We start from the raw sequence: 21038 nt of genomic DNA, 5'->3' as shown, positions 1-21038 counted from the left end.
ATACTAGGACGTCCTATTAATTCCCAAGAGACGCGACATCACGCCTGTCTTCACGCTCCCGTGGCTCATACGGCCTGCGCCGCGTCCCGGCGGGCGGCCCGGCCTGCTTCGGGACGGAAGCGATGGTGGCCACCAGGACGGGACGGCCCGTCGGCGCCGGGAGCTCCGGCTCGACCGGCTCCGCGGGCGGGCGGGATGGCGCGTTCCACGGCAGCGCGAACCTGCGGCGGACGCCGCGGCGGCGGCCCGCCAGGCGGAAGGAGACCACGACCGTGATGAGGACCATCGCGGCGAGCAGCGCCTGCGGCGTGCCCAGGAAGTCCAGCGCAGAGCCCTGCGACTCCCGCGGCCCCACCCGGACGAACGGCTGCTCGGTCGAGCGGATCTCATCCAACGGGGCGCCGGGCTTGACCAGGCGCGGCAGGCCGTACCCGACGACCTTGTCCGTCTCGCGGGTCTTGCGCTTGAGCCAGACGCGGTCGACGTTGGCCTCGATCGTGTGGATCTTCTTGCCCTCGACCCGCTCCACCACGCCGACGTGGTCGATGCCCTTGTAGCTCTTCCTGCCGCTCCAGTCGAAGAAGACCAGGGCCCCCGGCTCGGGCTTGCGTGACCAGGCGCCCTGCTTGATGAACCAGGCGGCGTGGGACGGGGTCCAGGCGAACTGGCCGACCTGGTCCGCCACGCCGGCCTTCTGCGCCGCCCACGCGATGAACATGTCGCACCACGGAGCGTTGCGATACTGCGCGTCCTGGACGCGATCCGCGTACCACTGGCCGAACTTGGTGTACTGGCCGCCTTTCTCCCGGTAGCCGACTTCCCGCCGCACCTCTTTCAACAGGGATTCCGCGATCGGGTCCAGGGTGACTCCTCCCAGAAAACCGCCAGATCACGATGGACTGTAGTAGCGGCATCGCGTTCCCGCGCGGAACACCCAGAAAGTGTCAGGCTATGTACCGAAATTTCGGTTCTGTTGCTGGTGAGACTGGCGAGGCTTACTACTATCGACGCTAGGAGCCAGCGCCGACCCGGTAGACCTGCGCCTCCCCGGCGCCCGGCGCGACCACGTCCGCCACGATGACGGTCACGTTGTCGGGAGAGCCTCCCTCGTTCGCCAGGTCGATCAGCCGCTGGACGGCCGCGCCCGGGTCTGCCACGGTGGTCAGGACCTCGTGCAGGACCTCGGGCCCGAGCACGGTCGTGAGCCCGTCGGAGCAGAGGAGGTAGCGATCATCAGGCTCGGCCTCGCGCAGCGCCATGTCCGGCTCGGCCCTGCCCTCGCTGCCCAGCACCCGGAGCACCATCGACCGCCGGGGATGAACGGCGGCCTGATCCTCCGTTATCCGCCCTTCGTCCACCATCGACTGCACAAGTGTGTGATCCTTGGTCATCTGGTAAAGAGCACCATCGCGAAGCAGGTATCCGCGGGAGTCACCAAGATGAGCCAGGGCGAACCGGTAGCCGTCCCACAGCATGGCGGTCACCGTGGTTCCCATCCCCCGGCGGGCGGGGTCGATGTCGGCCAGCTCGACCAGCCTCCGCGCCGCCTCGTGCACGGCGCTCTCAAGGGCGGCCTCCAGGTCGGAGCCCGACTCGGGAAGCGTGGCATCCAGCTCGCGCATGACAGCGATCGCGGCCGAGCTCGCCAGCTCTCCCGCCGCGTGACCGCCCATCCCGTCGGCAACCACGAGCAGCCGGCCGCTCGCGTACCCAGAATCCTCGTTCTGCTCCCTGCGGCGCCCCACGTCTGAACCGGCGGCATAGCGGATGTTGTGCTTCATACCATGCAGTAAATCATTGGTTGAAAGACTTCACAAGCAGATGCGGTGAAGACTCTTGTGAACTACTGTGGGCTCCATGAGCCACGACCCGACCGTGAACGCCGGGGACATCGCCCGGCTCGCTGGTGTCGGGCGTGCCGCGGTGAGCAACTGGCGCCGCCGCCACGACGACTTCCCGCAACCCACCGGCGGCACCGCCAACCAACCGCTGTTCTCGCTGCGCCAGGTCGAGGCCTGGCTGCGCCGCTATGGGAAGTCCTACCAGGTCTCGCTGGGAGATCGGGTGTGGCAACGCCTGAAAGCCGCGGGAGATTTGCGGCTGGGCGAGCTCGTGGCCCAGGCGGGAACGCTTCTGGCCACGGGTGAGAGCCCGCTGGAACCCGAGCTGGCCGACCTCGTGTCGGAGCTCGCCGCCCAGCATGGGGCGCTCACCGCGTACGAGTTCCTCGTCGAGCGCTACCTGGAGGCGCACTCCCGGCAGCTCTCGGTCACCCGCGACGACGTCGCCGAGCTGATGGTCAGGCTGGTCGACGCCGGCGGCACGACGATCCTCGACCCCGCCTGCGGCGTCGGCACGCTGCTGCTCGCCCCGAAGGCGGCCAGGGTGCTCGGGCAGGACCTGAGCGAGACCTCCGCGTCGATCGCCGCCGCGAGGCTGCGCCTGCGCGGCACCGAGGCGGCGGTGGTGGCGGGCGACTCGATGCGGCACGACGGCTTCGCGGGCGACAAGGCCGACGCGGTCGTCTGTGATCCGCCGTTCAACGAGCGGGCGTGGGGCTACGAGGAGCTGACCGGCGACCCGCGCTGGGAGTACGGCCTGCCGCCGCGTGGCGAGCCCGAGCTGGCCTGGGTGCAGCACTGCCTCACCCACGTCAGGCCGGGCGGCCTGGTGGCCGTGCTGATGCCTCCGGCCGCCGCCAGCCGCAGGGCGGGCCGGCGCATCAGGGCGAACCTGCTGCGGGCGGGCGCGCTGCGGGCCGTGGTGGCCCTGCCGGGGTCCGACCTGTGGCTGCTGCGCCGCCCGTCGGCGGGTGAGCGGCCGCCGTCCGAGGTGCTGATCCTCGACGCGACGGCCGACCTGTCGGTGGTCGAGCCCGCGTGGCGGGCCTACCTCGACGACCGCTCCGACCAGACCGTGCGCATCATCGACCTGCTCGCCGACGAGGTCGACATGACCCCGGCCCGTCACCAGCGCCGCGGCGACCTGGGCCGGGCGTTCGCCGAGGCCCGCGACCGCTTCCTCGCCGCCGGCGCCACCCCGCCCGACCTCCGGGTCCTCGACGAGCCGCTCGACCAGCCGGTCACCACGGTCGGCGACCTGATCAAGGAGGGGCTGATCATCGCGTTGCAGGCGCCGCCGAAGATGGCGGCGCACGGCGGCGAGCTGCCCGTGCTCACCGCCGACGACGTCGCCCACGGCACCCCGCCCTCCGGCCGCGCCACCGCCCAGCAGGGGCTGGTCCACGTGCAGCCGGGCGACGTGGTGGCGTCCTACTCCAGCGTCCGGGTGCTGGCCGACGGCGGCTGCGTGCTCGGCCCGCACCTGACGCTCTACCGCGTCGACGCGCGCAGGCTCGACCCCGACTTCCTGGCCGGCTTCCTCAGGGCCGCGGGCAGCCGGGTGACCACCGGCTCCAGCCGGTTCGACGTGCGCCGCACCCGCCTGCCGCGGCTCTCGCTCAAGGAGCAGGAGCCGTACGGCGCGGCCTTCCGGCAGCTCGCGGTGCTGGAGGACGCGCTGCGCGAGATCTCCACCCTGGGCCAGACACTGATCCGGCTGGGGCTCGACGGGCTGACCGACGGCCACCTGCACCCGCAGTCCTGACGGTGTAGTTTTTTCCCCGATGGACGGCGGGAGGGGCTAATGGTCATCGGCGACCGCTATGAGCTCGACGACCTCCCTCTCGGGCAGGGCGGCATGGGCGCGGTCTACGCCGGGCACGACAGGCGCCTCGAACGCCGGGTGGCGGTGAAGCTGCTCAGGCTGCCGAGCGGGCCCGACCAGGAGCTGGAGCGCCGCTTCATCCGCGAGGCGCGCATCCTGGCCAGGCTGGAGCATCCGGGCGCGCCGGTGCTGTACGACTTCGGCACCCACGAGCAGCGGCTCTACCAGGTCATGCAGTTCATCGAGGGCGTCACGGTCGCCGACCTGGTCATCGAGCACGGCCCGCTGCCGGTCTCCTGGGCGGCCGCCATCGCGGCCCAGGCGTGCGCGGTGCTGTCGGCGGCGCACGCGCTGTCGATCTGCCATCGCGACCTCAAGCCGACCAACCTCATGCTGTGCCCCGACGGCAGCGTGAAGGTGCTCGACTTCGGCCTGGCACTGTTGCGCGACGCGGACGTCACCACGTTCACCCGCATCGGCCAGATCCTGGGCACGCCCGCTTACATGGCGCCCGAGCAGATCCAGCGCGGTGTCGCCGAGCCGCGCAGCGACCTGTACGCGCTGGGCTGCGTCATGCACGAGATGCTGACCGGGCAGCAGCTCTTCACCGGCCCGACCGACTACGTGGTCTTCGAGAAGCAGGTCAAGGAGCGTCCGCCGACCATCCCCGGCCTGCCGCCCGAGCTGGCCAGGCTGCTGGCGGAGCTGCTGGAGAAGGAGCCGACCGACCGTCCGGCCGACGCCGACGAGCTGTATGAGCGGCTGGAGCCGTTCGCGGTGGCCCTGCCGATGCTGCCGGGCTTCCTGGCCAGGTCGCCCAGCCCGGGGCGAATGTACGCCCGGATGGTCGGGCGCGTGCTGAGCGGCTGAACACGCTCTCTCCGTAGCCCGGATCGTTACCCAACCATCGTTGACAGTGCCGTGTGATGGCCACGACTCTTGCGAGAGAGCGCTCTCTCAACCACCCCCCAGGCACGAACCCAGGAGGGTTCCATGACCCCTCGCGTCCGACGGCTCGCCCTGCCCCTGCTCACCGCGTCCCTGCTCGCCCTGACGACGGCGGCCTGCGGGGGCGGCGGCGACACCAGCACCGGGACCGCCGCGAAGCCAGGAGAGAAGATCAAGCTCACCATCGGCCTCTTCGGCGACTTCGGCTTCAAGCCCCTGTACGAGGAGTACAAGAAGACCCACCCCGACATCGAGGTCGTCGAGCAGGTCACGCAGTTCAACGACCACCACAACAACCTGATCAAGCGGCTGGCGACGAACGCGGGGGCGGCCGACATCGAGGCGGTCGAGGTCGGCTACATCAGCACGTTCACCGCCCAGCCCGCCAAGTTCTACGACCTGAAGCAGTTCGGGCTGGAGAAACGACAGGGCGACTACCTCGACTGGAAGTGGCAGCAGGGCCTGAGCAAGGGCGGCGGGCAGCTGCTGGGGCTCGGCACCGACGTGGGCGGCCTGGCCATGTGTTACCGCAAGGACCTGTTCAAGAAGGCCGGGCTGCCGACCGACAGGACCGAGGTCGCGGGCCTCTGGCCGACCTGGGAGCAGTACATCGAGACCGGCAGGAAGTTCGCCGCCGCCAACGTCGCAGGGGCCAAGTTCGTGGACAGCCCCGGTGAGATCTTCCGCGCGATGGTGAACCAGGCCCCGGTCGGGCTGTACGACGCACAGGACAAGATCACCATCGACGCCAACCCGGACGTGAAGAAGGCCTGGGACCTGTCCAACCAGCTCACCCAGAGCGGCCTGACCGCCAAGCTCGCGGCCTTCTCCCCGCCGTGGAACACCGGTTTCGCCAAGGGCTCGTTCGCCACGATCATCTGCCCGGCCTGGATGACCGGCTTCATCCAGGAGCAGGCCAAGGACTCGGCCGGCAAGTGGGACATCGCCACCGTGCCCGGCGGTTCCGGCAACAGCGGCGGCTCGCACCTGATGCTTCCCAAGCAGGGCAAGCATCCCAAGGAGGCCGCCGAGCTGATCGACTTCCTCACCTCCAAGGACAACCAGGCCAAGGTCTTCAAGGAGGAGGGGACGTTCCCGTCGATCCCGTCGCTCTACGACGACCCGTCGATCCAGAACTTCACCAAGCCGTTCTTCGGTGACGCCCCGATCGGCAAGATCTACTCCGAGGCGGCCAAGGCGCTGAAGCCGCAGCACCTCGGGCCGAGGGAGGCGGACGTCCGCGTCGTCATCGGCGACGGGCTCGGCCGGGTCGAGCAGGGCAAGCAGACGCCCGACCAGGCCTGGGCCCAGGTGCTCGAGGACGTCAAGAAGATCAAATGAGCAGCCTTCCCCTGGCGGTGCCGAGCCGGCGCCGGCGGAGCGTGCGGCACACCCTCGACGTGAGGGTGTCGCCGTACGCCTACGTGGCCCCCTTCTTCCTGCTGTTCTGCGCGTTCGGCCTGTTCCCCCTCGCCTACACGGCCTGGGTGAGCCTGCACGACTGGACGCTGCTGTCCGACGAGCACACCTTCGTCGGCCTGGACAACTTCGCGACACTGCTGGGCGACGGGTACTTCTGGAACGCGACGTTCAACACGCTGTCGATCGGCGTGCTCTCGACGGTGCCGCAGTTGCTGCTGGCCATCTGGCTGGCGCACCTGCTGAACCGGCGGCTGCGCTGGCAGACGCTGTTCCGGGTCTCGCTGCTGCTGCCCAACGTGACCAGCGTGGTGGCGGTAGTGGTGATCTTCAGCCAGCTCTTCGGACGCGACTTCGGGTTGATCAACTGGGTGCTCTCGTGGTTCGGGGTCGGGAAGATCGAGTGGGCCGCGGGCACCGCGACCTCGCACATCGCCCTCTCGATCATGATCATGTGGCGCTGGACCGGTTACAACGCGCTGATCTTCCTGGCGGCGATGCAGGCCGTCCCGCGCGAGCTGTACGAGGCGGCCACCATCGACGGCGCGTCGAGCTTCACCCAGCTCCGCAGGATCACGATCCCGATGATCCGGCCGACGATCATCTTCGTGGTCATCGTGTCCACGATCGGCGCCATGCAGATCATCGCCGAGCCCCTGCTGTTCGGCATGAGCAGCGGCAGCGGGGGCGGCGCGGTCAGCGGCGGGCCCGACCGGCAGTTCCAGACGCTGGCGCTGTTCGTCTACGAGCAGGGCTTCACCAAGTTCGACTTCGGTTACGCCTCGGCCGCGTCCTGGCTGATGTTCCTGGTCGTGGTGGTGGTCGCGACGGTCAACTACCTGCTGACGCGCCGGATGAGGGGCGGGCTGGCATGAGGCTGCGCTATCTCACCCTGACCGCGGTGGCCTTCTTCTCGGCCTTCCCGCTGTACTACAGCGTGGTCGTGGCCTCCAGGCATAACTCGGCGCTGGCCGAGGTGCCGCCGCCGCTGTGGCCGGGCGGGAACTTCTTCGCCAACGTGTCCAGGGTCTTCGACACCGTGCCGTTCGGGCTGGCGCTGCTGAACTCGGTCGTCGTGGCGGGGTCGATCTCGATCGCGGTGATGTTCTTCTCGACGCTGGCGGGCTTCGCCTTCGCCAAGCTGGCGTTCAGGGGCAGGAACGTCATGTTGCTGATCACGGTCGGGACCATGATGGTGCCGGCCCAGCTCGGGATCATCCCGCTCTACCTGCTCATGGTGAAGCTGGAGTGGACCGGCACGGACTACGCGCTCATCGTGCCCGCGCTGGTCAACGCGTTCGGCGTGTTCTTCATGACGCAGTACCTGTCCAGGGCGCTGCCGACGGAGCTGCTGGAGGCCGGACGGGTCGACGGGTGCACGACGTGGGGGCTGTTCTGGCACGTCGTGCTGCCCGCCGCGCGGCCCGCGGCGGCGGTGCTCGGCATGCTCACGTTCATGTCGGCCTGGAACGACTACTTCTGGCCGCTGGTCGTCCTCACCCCGGAGAACCCGACGGTGCAGGTGGCCCTGTCGTCGCTGGCGAGCGGCTACGTCAACGACTACGTCCTGGGCCTGGCCGGGACGGCGGTGGGCACCCTGCCGCTCGTCCTCGTCTTCGTCCTGTTCGGCAAGCAGATCATCGGTGGAATCATGCAAGGAGCTGTAAAAGGATGATTTTCCCGGAAGACTTTGTCTGGGGTGCCGCGACGGCTTCCTACCAGATCGAGGGGGCAGCCAAGGAGGACGGGCGGGGCCAGTCGATCTGGGACACCTTCTCCCACACCCCCGGGAAGGTGGCCGGCGGCGACACCGGGGACGTGGCCTGCGACCACTACCACCGCCACGCCGACGACGTCAGGCTCATGCGCGAGCTGCGGCTCGCGGCCTACAGGTTCTCGGTGTCCTGGCCGCGCGTGCTGCCCGAGGGCCAGGGCCGGGTCAACCCCAAGGGCCTGGCCTTCTACGACAAGCTGGTGGATGAACTCCTAAACGCCGAAATTTCGCCGTACGTCACGCTTTATCACTGGGATCTCCCCCAAGCCCTGGAGGACCGCGGCGGCTGGACGTCCCGCGACACCGCCCACCGCTTCGCCGAGTACGCCCAGATCGTCCACGAGCGGCTCGGCGACCGGGTGAGCCACTGGACCACGCTGAACGAGCCGTGGGTCGCGGCCTACCTCGGCTACGGCAACGGCGTGCACGCGCCCGGCCGCCGCGACCCCGCCGCCGCCATGCGCGCCGCCCACCACCTGCTGCTGGGCCACGGCCTGGCGGCGCGGGCGCTGCGGGAAGCGGGCGCGCGGAGCCTCATGCTGGTCGTGAACTCAGCCCCGGTGCTCACCCCCGCCCAGGTCAACGACCCGGAGGCGACGCCGGGCGAGGCGGACGCCGCCGCCGCACACCGCATCCACGCGTTGCTGACCAGGCAGTTCCTCGATCCGGCGGTGCACGGGAGCTATCCGGCGGAGGTCCTGGACGCCGCCGCGCGCAACGGCGGCCTCGGCCACGTCCAGGACGGCGACCTGGAACTGATCAACGCCCCGATCGACCAGATCGGGATCAACTACTACAACCCCTGTGTGGTGGAGGCGAGCCCGGGCGAGCCCGCCGACGCCGCCTGGCCCGGCTCCGAGGGGGTCAGGTTCGCCACCGCCGACGCGCCGACCACCGCGATGGGCTGGCCGATCGTCCCTGACGGCCTGTCGAGGCTGCTGGCGCGGCTCTCGCGCGACTACCCGCGGGTCGGGCTCATGGTCACCGAGAACGGCGCCGCCTTCGACGACGTCGTGCAGGACGGCCGCGTCCGCGACCGGGACCGGGTCGCCTACCTGCGCGGCCACCTGCGCGAGGTGCACCGGGCCATCGAGGCGGGCGCCGACCTGCGTGGCTACCTGGTGTGGTCGCTGCTGGACAACTTCGAGTGGGCGGAGGGCTATCGCCGCCGGTTCGGCATCGTGCACGTGGACTATCCGACCCAGGCCAGGACGCCGAAGGACAGCGCGCTGTGGTATCGCGACGTCATCGGGAGGAACCGGCTGTGAGGCCAAAACGGTCTTCTGTGAAGATTGGGGCTCGCTAGTGCTCGCTCGTCCCGGAGTCTCCCACCGTGTCACGTGGAACGAAGATCGTCGCGTCCCTGCTCGCCGCCGCCGTCCTCCCAGGTTGTTCGGCCCTGCTCCCCCACCCGGCGCCACCGTCGGCGGCCCCCTCCTCGGCGCCTTCCCCGACGACCTCGACGGCGGCGCCCGCCATCGACGCGGCGGGCGCGCAGCGGCAGCTGGAGACCTACGTCGACCTGAACAACAAGGCCAACAAGGCCAGGGACGGCGAGCGACTGAAGGCCTACGAGGCGGGTTCCAGCCTGCTCATCGACCAGGCGTCCTACAGGTCCAGCAAGATCCTCTACCCGAAGCAGCGCTCCTACACGCCCTTCGGGTACACCGACGCCACCTTCCACACCCCTGCGGGCCAGCCGTGGTTCGCGGCCGACGTGGTCTCCACGAACCTCGTCACGAAGAAGCCGAGCAAGGTACGGACCCTGCTGCTCTTCCGCAAGGGCGAGGACGGCTGGCGGCAGGTGTACTCGCCCTACGCCCTGGAGGCCAAGCCCTTCCTCGGCCTGGCCAAGGACGGCTCGGGCCAGGCCGTCGCGCGCTCCCTCACCGACGGGAGCGGCCTGCTCAGCTCCCCGGCCGAGTTCGTCAAGCTGTACGCCAGGCAGCTCGCCGGAAAGACCCCCACCGAGCAGCAGCGCCTGTTCGCCGACGACGCGTGGGTCAAGGACGCGGTCGCCGAGCGGGTCAGGATGAGCCAGTACGCCAAGGTCAGCACCACGGTGCGGCCGGCGCCCGACTACCCCTCCTACGCCCTGCGCACCGCCGCCGGCGGCGCGCTGGTGCTGAGCACGCTGTCCAGGACGGTCCGCTTCGACGTGAAGCCGGGCATGAACGTCTTCCACTCCAAGGAGGGCCTGCTGAAGGGCGAGTTCTACCGCTTCATGCAGCGCAGGGAGCTGATCCAGATCGTGGCCCACATCCCCGCCAAGAGCGCGCAGAACGGAAAGTTCCGGCTGGTTGCCGCGTACGGCGGAATCGTGGAAGGGTCCGGCCGCTGAACCAGCCGGCAGGTGCCATCATTCCTCTCGTGGCCTTGTACTCCCTGTGCTCCCCGCAGTGCCGGATCCCGGCATGAGGCGTCCCACGCTGGAGGCGGTCGCCGCCCGCGCCGGGGTCTCGCGCGCGACCGCGTCCCGCGTCGTCAACGGGCAGGCGACGGTGGCGCCCGGAATCCGTGACGCCGTGCTGCGCGCCATCGACGAGCTGGGGTACGTGCCCAACCCGGCGGCGCGCAGCCTCGTCACCCAGCGCACCGACTCCGTGGCCCTGGTCGTCTCCGAGCCGCCGACCAGGGTCTTCTCCGAGGACCCGCTGTTCTCCACGGTGATCCGCTCGGCGAGCGTGGAGCTGGAGGCGGTCAACAAGCAGGTCGTGCTGATGCTGGCGTCCTCGGCCGAGAGCCACGCGCGGGTGGAGCGCTACATCGCGGGCGGGCACGTCGACGGGGTCATGCTGATCTCCATGCACGGCGCCGACCCGCTGCCCGCCGCCCTGTCGCGGCTGCGCGTCCCCGTCGTCTCGTACGGCAGGCCGGCCGTGCCCGTCGAGATCCCGTTCGTCGACAACGACAACGTGGGCGGGGCCGAGGCCGCGGTCCGCCACCTGGTGGAGTCGGGCAGGCGCCGGATCGCCACGATCGCCGGCCCCCAGGACATGATCGCCGGCCAGGACCGTCTCGCCGGCTACCGCAACGTCCTGCGCGACTCCGACCGCCGCTCGATCGTCGCGGTCGGCGACTTCACCAGGGAGTCGGGCGCGGTGGCGATGCGCCAGCTGCTGGGCGACGACCCGGCGCTCGACGCCGTCTTCGTGGCCAACGACCTGATGGCGGTGGGCGCGCTGCAGTCGCTCAGGCAGGCGGGCCGGACGGTTCCCGGCGACGTCGCGGTGGTCGGCTTCGACGACATCGAGGCGGCGCAGTACACCGAGCCGCCGCTGACCACGGTCCGCCACCCGGTGGCCGAGCAGGCGGCGGCGATGGTCCGCCTGCTGCTCGGCCTGTTCGTCGGCGGCCCCGCCGACCCGGTCATCCTGCCCACGGAGCTGGTCGTCCGCGACTCCGCCTGACCGGCCCGCGGGTCAGCTTCCGGGCTCCTGGGTGCCGGCGGGCGGGGCCGTGAAGACGCGGAGCTGGAGGGCGAGAGTGCCGTAGTAGCCGACCAGCGCGGTCAGCTCGAACAGCACGCCGGGCTCCAGCTGCGCGTACTCCTCGTCGTCCAGCGCGCCGCGGGTGACCAGCGCTCGCGCCACCCGCAGCACCGCCGCCTCCTCGGGGTCGTCGAGGTGCAGCGGCGCGCCGGTGCGCAGGGCCTGGAGCTGGGCGTCCGAGAGGCCGAGGCCGCGGGCGATCGGCTCGTGGACCTCCCGCTCGAACGCGCTGTCCTGGTGGCCCGCCACCACCAGGATGGCGATCTCCCTGGCCCGGTCGCCCAGCCGGGAGCGGTAGCGGATCGCCGCGCCGAGCTCCTGCAACGCCTCACCCACCGGCGGGCTGAGCAGCATCGCGTTGAAGGGGCCGACGAGCGCGCCCTGGCCGTCGAGCATCGACCTGCCGCGCGGGCCGGCGATGATCTTCTCGTACAGGGCCAGGGCGTCCGTGTCGAGCCGGTCCGGCGGCAGCGGTGGGAGGCGGTTCATTCGAGCGATGTTAGCCAGACGGTCGTGTCGGGCGGCAGGTCCGCGTCCTCCAGCGGGCCGCTGGCGAGGACGGCCCTGCCCGGCGGGAGCGGGATCGGGCCGGGGCCCAGGTTGGTCACGCAGATCAGGCCCGACGCGCGGGTGAAGGCCAGGACGCCGTCGCCGAGCGGCAGCCAGCTGAGCGAGCCGTCGCCGAGCAGCTCCCGGCGCAGGCGCAGCCCGGTGCGGTAGAGGTTCAGCATCGAGCCGAGGTCGGCCTGCTGCGCCTCGGCCGTGAGCTTGCGCCAGCTCTCCGGCTGCGGCAGCCACGGGTGCGGCCCGCCGAAGCCGAACGGCGGCTCCTCGCCCGCCCAGGGAAGGGGGACGCGGCAGCCGTCCCTGCCCGGGTTGGCGCCCTGCGACCTGGCGTACATCGGGTCCTGGCGGAGCTCGTCCGGGAGGTCCTCGACCTCGGGAAGGCCCAGCTCCTCGCCCTGGTAGACGTACAGGGAGCCCGGCAGGGCCATCGCCAGCAGCGCCGCCGCCCGCGCCCGGCGGTAGCCGAGCTCCAGGTCGGAGGGCGCGCCGTGCAGGCGGCCTCCGTGGGCGAAGGCGGTGTCGGCCCTGCCGTACCTGGTGACGGGGCGGGTGACGTCGTGGTTCGACAGCACCCACGTCGGCGGGGCTCCGACGGGGGCGTGCGTGGTGAGCGTCAGGTCGATGACCCTGCGCAGCTCCGCCGGGTCCCAGGGGCAGGAGAGGAAGTCGAAGTTGAAGGCCGTGTGCAGCTCGTCCGGACGCAGGTAGCGGGTGAAGCGCTCCTGGTCGGGGAGCCAGACCTCGCCGATGAGGATGCGGTCGCCGTACTCGTCGGCGATCCGTCGCCAGCGGCGGTAGACGTCGTGGACCTCGTCCAGGTCCTCGTAGGCGGTCGCGGACTTGAACAGCAGGGCCGCCGAGTCGATGCGGAAGCCGTCGACGCCCCTGTCGAACCAGAAGCGCAGCACGTCCTCGAACTCCTGGTGGACCTCCTCGTTCGCCCAGTTGAAGTCGGGCTGTTCCGGGGCGAACAGGTGGAGGTACCACTGGCCGTCGGGAACCTGGGTCCAGGCCGGGCCGCCGAAGATCGACTGCCAGTCGTTCGGCTCGTCCCTGAACCAGAAGCGGTCTCTCGCCGTCCTGTCGGTGAGTGCGCGCCGGAACCAGGCGCTGGCCGTGGAGCTGTGGTTCGGCACCACGTCGATGATGATCTTGATGTCCAGCTCGTGCGCCTCCGCGATGAACTTCTCCGCCTCGGCCAGGGTGCCGAACACGGGCTCGATGTCGCGGTAGTCGGCCACGTCGTAGCCGCCGTCGGCCATCGGCGACGGGTACCACGGGTTCAGCCAGATGGCGTCGATGCCCAGGTCCTTCAGGTACGGCAGGCGCGAGCGCAGCCCGGCGAGGTCGCCGACGCCGTCGCCGTTGCCGTCGGCGAAGCTGCGCAGGTAGACCTGGTAGATCGCGGCCCCCCGCCACCACGTGTGGGACATGCTCACCCCTTGATGCTTCCGGCGGTGAGGCCCGCCATGATGTGCCGTTGGAAGAGGAAGAAGACGATGATCGTCGGGATGCTGGCGATCACCAGACCGCCCATGATCGCGTTCTGGGTGACCGCTCCCGCCGTCTGCGACAGGCCCACGCTGATCGTCATCTTGTCGCTCTCGGACATGACCAGCAGTGGCAGGACGAAGTCCCTGAAGGCGTTGACGATGGTGAAGATGGAGACCACGCCGAGGATCGGCCTGGAGACCGGCAGCACCACCGACCAGAGCACGCGCAGCGCTCCCGCGCCGTCGATCTGGGCGGCCTCGACCAGCTCTCTCGGGATGGAGTCGAAGAAGCGCTTGAGCAGGAAGATGTTGAACCCGTTCGCCGCCGCCGGGAACCACAGGCCCCACGGGTTGTTCAGCAGGTTCAGGTCCACGATCGTGACGTAGGTCGGGATCAGCACCACCATCGGCGGGATCATCAGCGTGGCCAGCATCGCGCCCAGCACCACGTTGCCGAACAGCGGCCTGAGCTTCGACAGCGCGTACGCCGCGGCGACGTCCACGGCCATCGAGAACAGCCAGCCGCCCACCGCGTAGTAGGCGGTGTTGCGCAGCAGCAGCCCGATGTCGAACAGGTCCCACGCCTCGACGAACGCGTCGAGCGTCGGGTGGGCGGGGAAGAGCGACGGCGGCATCTGGGCGAGCTCCTCGCCCGTCTTCATGGCGCCGGTGATCATCCAGTAGAGCGGGAAGACGAAGATCAGCGTGAAGCCCACCACGACCGTGACCAGGACGGTCCAGTAGATCCGCCGCCCCCACCTGCTGTTGAGCTGGTGCGGGGAGACGATCGTGCGGAACTGCACCTCGATCGGCTTCGGCCTGCGTCTCTCCCGTCTCCGCCCGGTTACGGCGCGCGCGCCGACGGAGATCATGCCTTGTCCTCCCGGGTCAGCCGGAGCTGGAAGGCGGCGAAGACGAGCAGCACGATCATGAGCATCATGCCGAGCGCGCCGCCCGCGCCGTAGTTCTGGTACGTGAACGCGTACTGGTACATCAGGTAGGCGACGGTGACCGTGGCGTTCTCCGGGCCGCCGCCTGTGAGCATGTACGGCTCGATGAACACCTGCATGGTGGCCACGATCTGCAGCATCAGCATGAGCAGCAGGATCAGCCGCGTCTGCGGGATGGTGACGTGCCGGATCCGCTTGAGGATGCCGGCTCCGTCCAGCTCGGCGGCCTCGTACAGCTCCGGCGGGATGTTCTGCAGGGCGGCGAGGTAGATCAACGTGGCGGCGCCCATGTTCATCCAGGTCGAGACGATGATCAGGGAGATCAGCGCGGTGGCCGAGGAGTCCAGCCAGGCCAGGGCGGGCAGCTGGAAGAAGCCCAGGATCTGGTTGAACAGGCCGGGCCCCGGGTCGAAGAACCACTTGAACAGCAGCACCGCCACGATCGGCGGCAGCATGACCGGCAGGTAGACCACGAACCGCAGGTAGGCGCGGGCGTGGCGGAGCTCGTTGAGCACGAGCGCGACGACGAACGGCACGGCGTAGCCGCACACCAGCGCGAGGAAGGTGAACTCCACGGTGTTCAGCCAGGCCTGGCCGAACGCCGGGTCCTGGCTGACCGCGCGGAAGTTGTCCAGCCCCACCCAGGTGGGCGGGTCGACCAGGTTGGTCTTCTGGAAGCTCAGGATGAACTCCCTGGCCATCGGATACCAGGCGAACACCGCGAAGCAGGCGAGCGCCGCGCACAGGAACCCGTAGGCCGTCAGGTTGCGTCTCAGAACACCCATGCGGGTCAGCCCTTGGCGGCCAGCATGGCGTCGGCCTTGGCTGCCGCGTCGGAGAGCAGCTGGTCGATGTTCGCGTCCTGACGGCTCAGCACGCCGGACATGGCCACGTCGAGGATGGCGTACAGCTCCTGCGCGTGGGCGGGCTCGGCCTTCGGCGGGATGGCCGCGGCGGCCTGCACGTACGGCTCGTAGTTCTGCACCGGCAGCGAGGCGTTCGTCACCCGGTCCTGCTGGATGGCCTTGCCGGTGGGCGAGTCGCCGTACACGGCGTTGTCGGGGACCCCGACGGGGTTGCCGATGCTCTTGCCCCTGGCGAAGTCGAAGCGTCCCTTGCCCACGGTGTTGAAGCGGAAGTCGACCCACTCCAGGCCCGCCTTGGCCTCCTGCGGGGTGGCCTTCGGGTTGATCATGAAGGCTTCGCCGCCGCTCAGGGACGCCTTCGCCTCGGGGAAGCCGGTGATGCCGTAGTCGGCGACGTTGCCCTTGAACTTGTTGACCACGTCGGTGACCACGTCGGGCGCGCCGAGCATCATGCCGACCTTGCCGCTGCCCATCGCCATCATCAGCGACTCCCAGCCGACCAGGAGCTTGTTGCCCATGCTGTTGTCGACCCAGCGCATGTCGTGCAGGTTCTGCAGCACGGCCTTGCCCTCGGGCGAGTTGAACGCGGCCTTCTTGCCGTCCTCGGTGAGGATGCTGCCGCCCCGGCCGTAGATGGCCTGGGTGAAGTGCCAGCCGCCGGTGTTGCCGCCGGAGTACTCGCCGTAGCCGACGTAGCCGGGGCCGAGCCCGGCGATCTTCTTGGCCGCCTCGCGGATCTCGGCCCAGGTCTTGGGGGGCGCGTTGGGGTCCAGGCCCGCCTGGGTGAACAGCTTGCGGTTGTAGACCAGGCCCACGCCGTAGTGGACGTTGGGCACGCCGTACACCTTGCCGTCCTTGGTGACCAGCTCGCGCACGTCGGGACGCAGGTCGTTCCAGTTCTTGATCTCGCCGGTGTACTGCGTGATGTCCAGCGCCTGGCGCTGTCCGATGACGTCGGCGTAGTTGGTCACGGGCACCACGAAGACGGTCTCCATCTGGCCGCCCGCCAGTTTCGGCCCGAACGTCTTGGGGTCGAAGCAGGGCTGCTGGTCCGTGCTCTTGACCGTCACGCCGGGGTGGGCCTTCATGAACGTGGCCACGTCGTCGTCCCAGGCCTGGCGCTCCTTCGGCGCGGACTTGGCGGGCTGGCAGGCCACGGTGATCGTCACCGGTGCGGCGCCGCCCGCCGTGGGCTTGGCCGGCTCGCTCGAACCACAGGCGGTGGCGGAGAGCCCGAGCACGGTGACGATGAACAGCCCTGTGGATCTTCTCTGCATGGGTCTGACCCTTCTGATGCGAGGTGCCCACACCATAGGATCGCTGACCGAACACTGCAATATTTCGACGGACTATTGCAAGATAACGACTGCATTACGCCCGAGCGCGAGCAGTGGACGCCCTGACCACCAGCTCCGGCTCGAACAGCAACTCGTCGGCGGGCACCACGGCCTTGTCGATCTGCGCGACGAGCAGGTCGACGGCCGCCCTGCCCATCGCGTCGATCGGCTGGCGGACCGTGGTCAGCGGCGGCTCCGTGCAGTTCATCAGCGCGGAGTCGTCGAAACCGATGACCGACACGTCGTGGGGCACGGACAGCCCGGCGCGGCGGGCGGCCCTGATCGTGCCGAGCGCGAGCAGGTCGCTGGCGCAGATCACCCCCGTCACCCCCCGCCTGACCAGCCTGGACGCCGCCGCGTGCCCGCCCTCCAGGGAGAACATGGTGTGCTCGACCAGGGCGGGGTCGCCGCCCGCCGCCTGGAACGTCTCCAGCTTGCGCCGCGAGGGCATGTGGTCCTTCGGCCCGAGCACCATGCCGACGCGCTCGTGGCCGAGGGCGCGCAGGTGGGCGAGCGCCATCTCGGCGGCCACCACGTCGTCGCACGACACCTGCGGGAAGTCGAGGCGCTCGACGGCCGCGTTCACCAGGACCGTCGGCAGCTTGCGTTCGTGCAGCAGCTCGTAGTGCCCGTGCGCGGCGTCGGCCTGCGCGTACAGGCCGCCCGCGAAGACCACGCCGCTGACCTGCTGCTGCAGCAGCAGGTCCACGTAGTCGGCCTCGGAGACCCCGCCGACCGTGCGGGTGCACAGCACGGAGGTGAACCCCTGCTGCGCGAGGGCGCCGCCGACGACCTCGGCGAACGCCGGGAAGATCGGGTTCTGCAGTTCGGGCAGGACCAGCCCCACGAGCCTGGCCCTGTCGCCGCGCAACTGGGTGGGCCGCTCGTAGCCGAGCACGTCGAGCGCGGTCAGGACGGCTTCGCGGGTGGCTTCCGACACCCCGGGCTTGCCGTTGAGCACGCGGCTCACGGTCGCCTCGCTCACCCCGACCTTCTTGGCCACCTCTGCGAGTCGTCGTGTCATGCGCAAACTATACGGCTGTCAGCGCAAATACTTGCAACCGCTTACGCGGATCGGACGTCACCACTTGCGGAGGCCGGTGCGGGACTCGTCGCCTTTCAACCCGCTTTGACCAGCAGGAAAGCCCCCGACAGCCCATAGCCTGCCTGTCAATAGTTTGCGAAACCTCGTCGAAATATTGCTGTCATCTGTTTGACAGCCTATGGTTCGGCCATCCGTCTCCTTCGAAGGGCCAACCCCCATGAGAGCTCTCTTAGCCGCCCTTACGTTAGTGCTCGGAGTCCTGGTCAGCCCCGCCCTCGCGGCCGAGACCAACCTCGCGGCAGGCAAGCCCGCCACCGCCAGCAGTTACACCGACGTCTACCCCGCCCCCAACGTCACCGACGGCGACCAGGCCACCTACTGGGAGTCGGCCAACAACGCCTTCCCGCAGTGGGTCCAGGTGGACCTGGGCGCGACGGCCACCGTCGACAAGCTCGTGCTCAAGCTGCCGAACGGCTGGCCGAGCCGCACCCAGACGCTGACCGTGCAGGGCAGCGCCGACGGTTCGGGCTTCACCCCACTCGCCGCGTCGGCCACCTACACCTTCGCGCCGACCGCCACCGTCACCCTCACTCCGGCAGCCGCCCGGTACGTCCGGCTGCAGATCACCGCCAACACCGGGTGGCCCGCGGGCCAGCTCTCCGAGTTCGAGGTGTACGGCCAGCCCGGCGACGGCGGCGGAGACGGGACGAACCTGGCGACAGGCAAGCCGATCACCGAGTCGTCGCACACCCAGACCTACGTGGCAGCCAACGCCAACGACGGCAACGTGGCCACCTACTGGGAGGGGGCGGCGTACCCGAACCTGCTGACCGTCCAGCTCGGCGCGAACGCCGACCTCACCTCGGTGGTCCTGAAGCTCAACCCCGCCCCGGCCTGGGCCAGGCGGACGCAGACCATCCAGGTACTCGGACGTGAGCAGAGCGCGAGCGGGTTCACCAGCCTGGTCGCGCAGGCCACGTACACCTTCGACCCGGCCTCGGGCAACACGGTGACGATCCCCGTCACGGCCAAGGTCGCCGACGTGCAGCTGAGGATCACCGCGAACTCCGGCGCGCCCGGCGGGCAGGTCGCCGAGTTCCAGGTCTTCGGCACGCCGTCCGCCAACCCCGACCTGACGGTCACCGGCGTCACCGCCAGCCCGGCCGCGCCGGTCGAGACCGACACGATCACGCTGTCGGCCACGGTCAGGAACGCGGGCACGACGGCGTCCGGGGCGACCTCGGTCTCCTTCTACCTGGGCAGCACCAAGGTCGGCAGCGCCGCCGTCGGCGCGCTCGCCGCCGGGGCCTCCGCCACCGTGACCGCCGGCATCGGCGCCAGGGACGCCGCCACCTACCAGGTCACCGCGAAGGTGGACGAGGACGACAAGGTCATCGAGACGAACGAGACGAACAACTCCCTCACCGTCCCGCTGACCGTGAAGCCGGTGGACACGGCCGACCTGGTCGCGTCCTCGGTGTCGTGGACTCCCAGCAACCCGGCGCAGGGCGACAGCGTGACCTTCGCGGTCTCGGTCAAGAACCAGGGGACGATCGCGACGTCCAGCGGCTCGCACGGCCTCACGCTGACGGTCGCCGACGCCTCGGGCACGGTCGTCTCGACGATGACCGGCTCCACCAGCGGCGTCATCGCCCCCGGCGCGACAGCCAGCCCCATCTCCATGGGCGCCTGGACCGCGGCCAACGGCCGGTTCACGGTCAAGGTGGTGCTCGCCGACGACCCCGCCGAGCTGCCGGTCAAGCGCGCCAACAACACCAGCACGCAGCAGCTGTTCGTCGGCCGCGGCGCGCACCTGCCGTACGACACCTACGAGGCCGAGGACGCGGCCATCGGCGGCGGCGCCGTCCGCGTCGGCCCGAACAGGACCATCGGCGACCTGGCCGGCGAGGCGTCCGGGCGCAGGGCCGTGACGCTCGGCACGACCGGCTCGTACGTCGAGTTCACCACCAGGGCCAGCACGAACACGCTGCTGACCAGGTTCTCCATGCCCGACGCGCCGGGCGGCGGCGGCACCACCTCCACGCTGAACGTCTACGTCGACGGCGTCTTCCTCAAGGCCATCGACCTCACCTCGCGCTACGCCTGGCTCTACGGCGCGGAGGCGAGCCCGAACAACTCGCCGGGCTCGGGCACCCCCAGGCACATCTACGACGAGGCCAACCTGCTGCTGGGCACGACCGTCGCACAGGGCAGCAAGATCAGGCTGCAGAAGGACGCCGCGAACGGCTCGACCTACACGATCGACTACGTCGACTTCGAGCAGGTCTCGCCCATCGCCAACCCGGACCCCGCGCACTACGCCGTCCCGGCCGGCTTCACCCAGCAGGACGTGCAGAACGCGCTCGACAAGGCCCGCCAGGACAGCACGCTGACCGGCGTCTACCTGCCTGCCGGCGACTACCAGACGTCCGGCAAGTTCCAGGTGTACGGCAAGGCCGTCAAGCTCGTCGGAGCAGGCCCCTGGTACACCCGCTTCTACGCGCCGTCGGGGCAGGAGAACACCGACGTCGGGTTCCGCACCGAGGCGTCGGCCAACGGCTCGACGTTCGCGAGCTTCGCCTACTTCGGCAACTACACCTCGCGCATCGACGGCCCGGGCAAGGTGTTCGACCTGTCCAACGTGGCGAACATGGTGATCGACAACATCTGGGTGGAGCACCAGGTCTGCATGTACTGGGGCAGCAACACCGACAACATGACGATCAAGAACTCGCGGATCCGCGACACGTTCGCCGACGGCCTCAACATGACCAACGGCAGCACCGGCAACCTGGTCACCAACGTCGAGGCCCGCTCGACCGGCGACGACAGCTTCGCGCTGTTCTCCGCCATCGACAACAACCCCGGCGAGCAGCGCGACAACGTCTTCGAGAACCTGACGTCGCTGCTCACCTGGCGGGCGGCCGGCGTCGCCGTCTACGGCGGCTACGCCAACACCTTCAGGAACATCTACGTCGCCGACACGCTGGTCTACTCGGGCGTCACGATCAGCTCGCTGGACTTCGGCATCCCGATGAACGGCTTCGGCGCCAGCCCGCCCACGAGCTTCGAGAACATCTCGCTGGTCAGGGCCGGCGGCCACTTCTGGGGCCAGCAGACCTTCCCGGCGATGTGGTTGTTCTCGGCGTCGAAGGTGTTCCAGGGCATCAGGGTCAGCAAGCTGGACATCGTCGACCCGACCTACCACGGCATCATGTTCCAGACGAACTACGTGGGCAACCAGCCGCAGAACCCCGTCACGGACACCGCCTTCACCGACGTCTCGATCAGCGGGGCGCACCGGAGCGGCGACGCCTTCGACGCCAAGTCCGGGTTCGGCATCTGGGCCAACGAGCTGCCGGAGCCCGGCCAGGGGCCGGCCGTCGGCTCGGCCACCTTCGCCAACCTCAGGTTCTCCGACAACGCCCAGAACATCAGGAACACGACCTCGACGTTCACCATCAACGTCAACTAGGGAGCAA

The 21038-nt window shown here is 69.6% G+C and carries 17 protein-coding genes; 9 read left to right on the top strand and 8 right to left on the bottom strand.

Annotation, left to right across the window (positions count from 1 at the left end):
* Positions 1 to 16: 16 nt before the first annotated feature.
* Both ABZ297_RS02630 and ABZ297_RS02625 read right to left on the bottom strand, forming a co-directional pair.
* Complete coding sequence (locus tag ABZ297_RS02630; RefSeq protein WP_355338226.1) at positions 17 to 829, bottom strand: CHAP domain-containing protein; 813 nt, start codon at positions 827 to 829, stop codon at positions 17 to 19.
* A gap of 181 nt (positions 830 to 1010) precedes the next feature.
* Positions 1011 to 1781 carry a protein phosphatase 2C domain-containing protein gene (locus ABZ297_RS02625; RefSeq protein ID WP_350802915.1) on the bottom strand — a complete coding sequence of 257 codons (771 nt, stop codon included), beginning with the start codon at positions 1779 to 1781 and terminating at the stop codon, positions 1011 to 1013.
* Between the two features lie 76 nt (positions 1782 to 1857).
* Here ABZ297_RS02625 and ABZ297_RS02620 point away from each other — a divergent pair, with 76 nt between their 5' ends.
* From ABZ297_RS02620 to ABZ297_RS02585, 8 genes are all read left to right on the top strand, one after another.
* Positions 1858 to 3606, top strand: coding sequence for an N-6 DNA methylase (locus tag ABZ297_RS02620; RefSeq protein ID WP_355338222.1), 1749 nt, complete (start codon positions 1858 to 1860; stop codon positions 3604 to 3606).
* A gap of 39 nt (positions 3607 to 3645) precedes the next feature.
* Complete coding sequence (locus ABZ297_RS02615; protein ID WP_355338219.1) at positions 3646 to 4536, top strand: serine/threonine-protein kinase; 891 nt, start codon at positions 3646 to 3648, stop codon at positions 4534 to 4536.
* A 123-nt stretch (positions 4537 to 4659) separates the two neighbouring features.
* Positions 4660 to 5955, top strand: a complete 1296-nt coding sequence (locus ABZ297_RS02610) for an ABC transporter substrate-binding protein (protein ID WP_355338216.1) — start codon at positions 4660 to 4662, stop codon at positions 5953 to 5955.
* On the top strand, positions 5952 to 6908 hold the full coding sequence (locus tag ABZ297_RS02605; RefSeq protein ID WP_355338213.1) for a sugar ABC transporter permease: 957 nt from the start codon (positions 5952 to 5954) through the stop codon (positions 6906 to 6908). The genes ABZ297_RS02610 and ABZ297_RS02605 overlap by 4 nt, the downstream gene beginning before the upstream one ends.
* The gene (locus ABZ297_RS02600) at positions 6905 to 7708 is read left to right on the top strand and encodes a carbohydrate ABC transporter permease (RefSeq protein ID WP_355338211.1); all 804 of its coding nucleotides are present in this window, start codon (positions 6905 to 6907) and stop codon (positions 7706 to 7708) included. Before ABZ297_RS02605 ends, ABZ297_RS02600 begins: the two co-directional genes overlap by 4 nt.
* Entirely contained in the window at positions 7705 to 9075 is a 1371-nt protein-coding gene (locus tag ABZ297_RS02595) for a GH1 family beta-glucosidase (RefSeq protein WP_355338208.1), read from the top strand. The genes ABZ297_RS02600 and ABZ297_RS02595 overlap by 4 nt, the downstream gene beginning before the upstream one ends.
* Before the next feature lie 65 nt (positions 9076 to 9140).
* Positions 9141 to 10148: a hypothetical protein gene (locus tag ABZ297_RS02590; RefSeq protein ID WP_355338205.1), complete on the top strand. Its 1008-nt coding sequence runs from the start codon at positions 9141 to 9143 to the stop codon at positions 10146 to 10148.
* Between the two features lie 73 nt (positions 10149 to 10221).
* Positions 10222 to 11217 carry a LacI family DNA-binding transcriptional regulator gene (locus tag ABZ297_RS02585; RefSeq protein ID WP_355338202.1) on the top strand — a complete coding sequence of 332 codons (996 nt, stop codon included), beginning with the start codon at positions 10222 to 10224 and terminating at the stop codon, positions 11215 to 11217.
* 12 nt (positions 11218 to 11229) lie between these two features.
* Here ABZ297_RS02585 and ABZ297_RS02580 read toward each other — a convergent pair whose 3' ends face one another.
* From ABZ297_RS02580 to ABZ297_RS02555, 6 genes are all read right to left on the bottom strand, one after another.
* Positions 11230 to 11787: a carboxymuconolactone decarboxylase family protein gene (locus tag ABZ297_RS02580; protein ID WP_355338199.1), complete on the bottom strand. Its 558-nt coding sequence runs from the start codon at positions 11785 to 11787 to the stop codon at positions 11230 to 11232.
* Positions 11784 to 13298 (bottom strand): glycoside hydrolase family 13 protein, encoded by a 1515-nt coding sequence (locus tag ABZ297_RS02575; protein WP_355338196.1) that lies wholly within the window; start codon positions 13296 to 13298, stop codon positions 11784 to 11786. Before ABZ297_RS02575 ends, ABZ297_RS02580 begins: the two co-directional genes overlap by 4 nt.
* A 2-nt stretch (positions 13299 to 13300) precedes the next feature.
* A complete protein-coding gene (locus tag ABZ297_RS02570) occupies positions 13301 to 14230 on the bottom strand; it encodes a carbohydrate ABC transporter permease (protein ID WP_355338193.1) in 930 nt (309 codons plus the stop codon).
* Positions 14227 to 15093, bottom strand: coding sequence for a sugar ABC transporter permease (locus ABZ297_RS02565; protein ID WP_355338190.1), 867 nt, complete (start codon positions 15091 to 15093; stop codon positions 14227 to 14229). Before ABZ297_RS02565 ends, ABZ297_RS02570 begins: the two co-directional genes overlap by 4 nt.
* Positions 15094 to 15098: 5 nt before the next feature.
* Positions 15099 to 16451: an extracellular solute-binding protein gene (locus ABZ297_RS02560; protein ID WP_355338187.1), complete on the bottom strand. Its 1353-nt coding sequence runs from the start codon at positions 16449 to 16451 to the stop codon at positions 15099 to 15101.
* A gap of 94 nt (positions 16452 to 16545) precedes the next feature.
* On the bottom strand, positions 16546 to 17535 hold the full coding sequence (locus tag ABZ297_RS02555) for a LacI family DNA-binding transcriptional regulator (protein ID WP_355338184.1): 990 nt from the start codon (positions 17533 to 17535) through the stop codon (positions 16546 to 16548).
* Positions 17536 to 17803: 268 nt separating this feature from the next.
* Between ABZ297_RS02555 and ABZ297_RS02550 the strand changes: the two genes are divergently transcribed.
* Positions 17804 to 21031 (top strand): discoidin domain-containing protein, encoded by a 3228-nt coding sequence (locus ABZ297_RS02550; protein WP_355338181.1) that lies wholly within the window; start codon positions 17804 to 17806, stop codon positions 21029 to 21031.
* The last annotated feature ends 7 nt before the right edge of the window (positions 21032 to 21038 follow it).

Origin of the sequence: Nonomuraea sp. NPDC005983 (assembly GCF_040614375.1) — a bacterium.
Lineage (GTDB): Bacteria > Actinomycetota > Actinomycetes > Streptosporangiales > Streptosporangiaceae > Nonomuraea.
This window is presented reverse-complemented; position numbering and strand designations above follow the sequence as displayed.

Coding starts and splice junctions, on each gene's coding strand:
- ABZ297_RS02625 (WP_350802915.1), bottom strand. CDS start 1,781: ATGAAGCACAACATCCGCTATGCCGCCGGTTCAGACGTGGGGCGCCGC.
- ABZ297_RS02620 (WP_355338222.1), top strand. CDS start 1,858: ATGAGCCACGACCCGACCGTGAACGCCGGGGACATCGCCCGGCTCGCT.
- ABZ297_RS02615 (WP_355338219.1), top strand. CDS start 3,646: ATGGTCATCGGCGACCGCTATGAGCTCGACGACCTCCCTCTCGGGCAG.
- ABZ297_RS02610 (WP_355338216.1), top strand. CDS start 4,660: ATGACCCCTCGCGTCCGACGGCTCGCCCTGCCCCTGCTCACCGCGTCC.
- ABZ297_RS02605 (WP_355338213.1), top strand. CDS start 5,952: ATGAGCAGCCTTCCCCTGGCGGTGCCGAGCCGGCGCCGGCGGAGCGTG.
- ABZ297_RS02600 (WP_355338211.1), top strand. CDS start 6,905: ATGAGGCTGCGCTATCTCACCCTGACCGCGGTGGCCTTCTTCTCGGCC.
- ABZ297_RS02595 (WP_355338208.1), top strand. CDS start 7,705: ATGATTTTCCCGGAAGACTTTGTCTGGGGTGCCGCGACGGCTTCCTAC.
- ABZ297_RS02585 (WP_355338202.1), top strand. CDS start 10,222: ATGAGGCGTCCCACGCTGGAGGCGGTCGCCGCCCGCGCCGGGGTCTCG.
- ABZ297_RS02580 (WP_355338199.1), bottom strand. CDS start 11,787: ATGAACCGCCTCCCACCGCTGCCGCCGGACCGGCTCGACACGGACGCC.
- ABZ297_RS02575 (WP_355338196.1), bottom strand. CDS start 13,298: ATGTCCCACACGTGGTGGCGGGGGGCCGCGATCTACCAGGTCTACCTG.
- ABZ297_RS02570 (WP_355338193.1), bottom strand. CDS start 14,230: ATGATCTCCGTCGGCGCGCGCGCCGTAACCGGGCGGAGACGGGAGAGA.
- ABZ297_RS02565 (WP_355338190.1), bottom strand. CDS start 15,093: ATGGGTGTTCTGAGACGCAACCTGACGGCCTACGGGTTCCTGTGCGCG.
- ABZ297_RS02560 (WP_355338187.1), bottom strand. CDS start 16,451: ATGCAGAGAAGATCCACAGGGCTGTTCATCGTCACCGTGCTCGGGCTC.
- ABZ297_RS02555 (WP_355338184.1), bottom strand. CDS start 17,535: ATGACACGACGACTCGCAGAGGTGGCCAAGAAGGTCGGGGTGAGCGAG.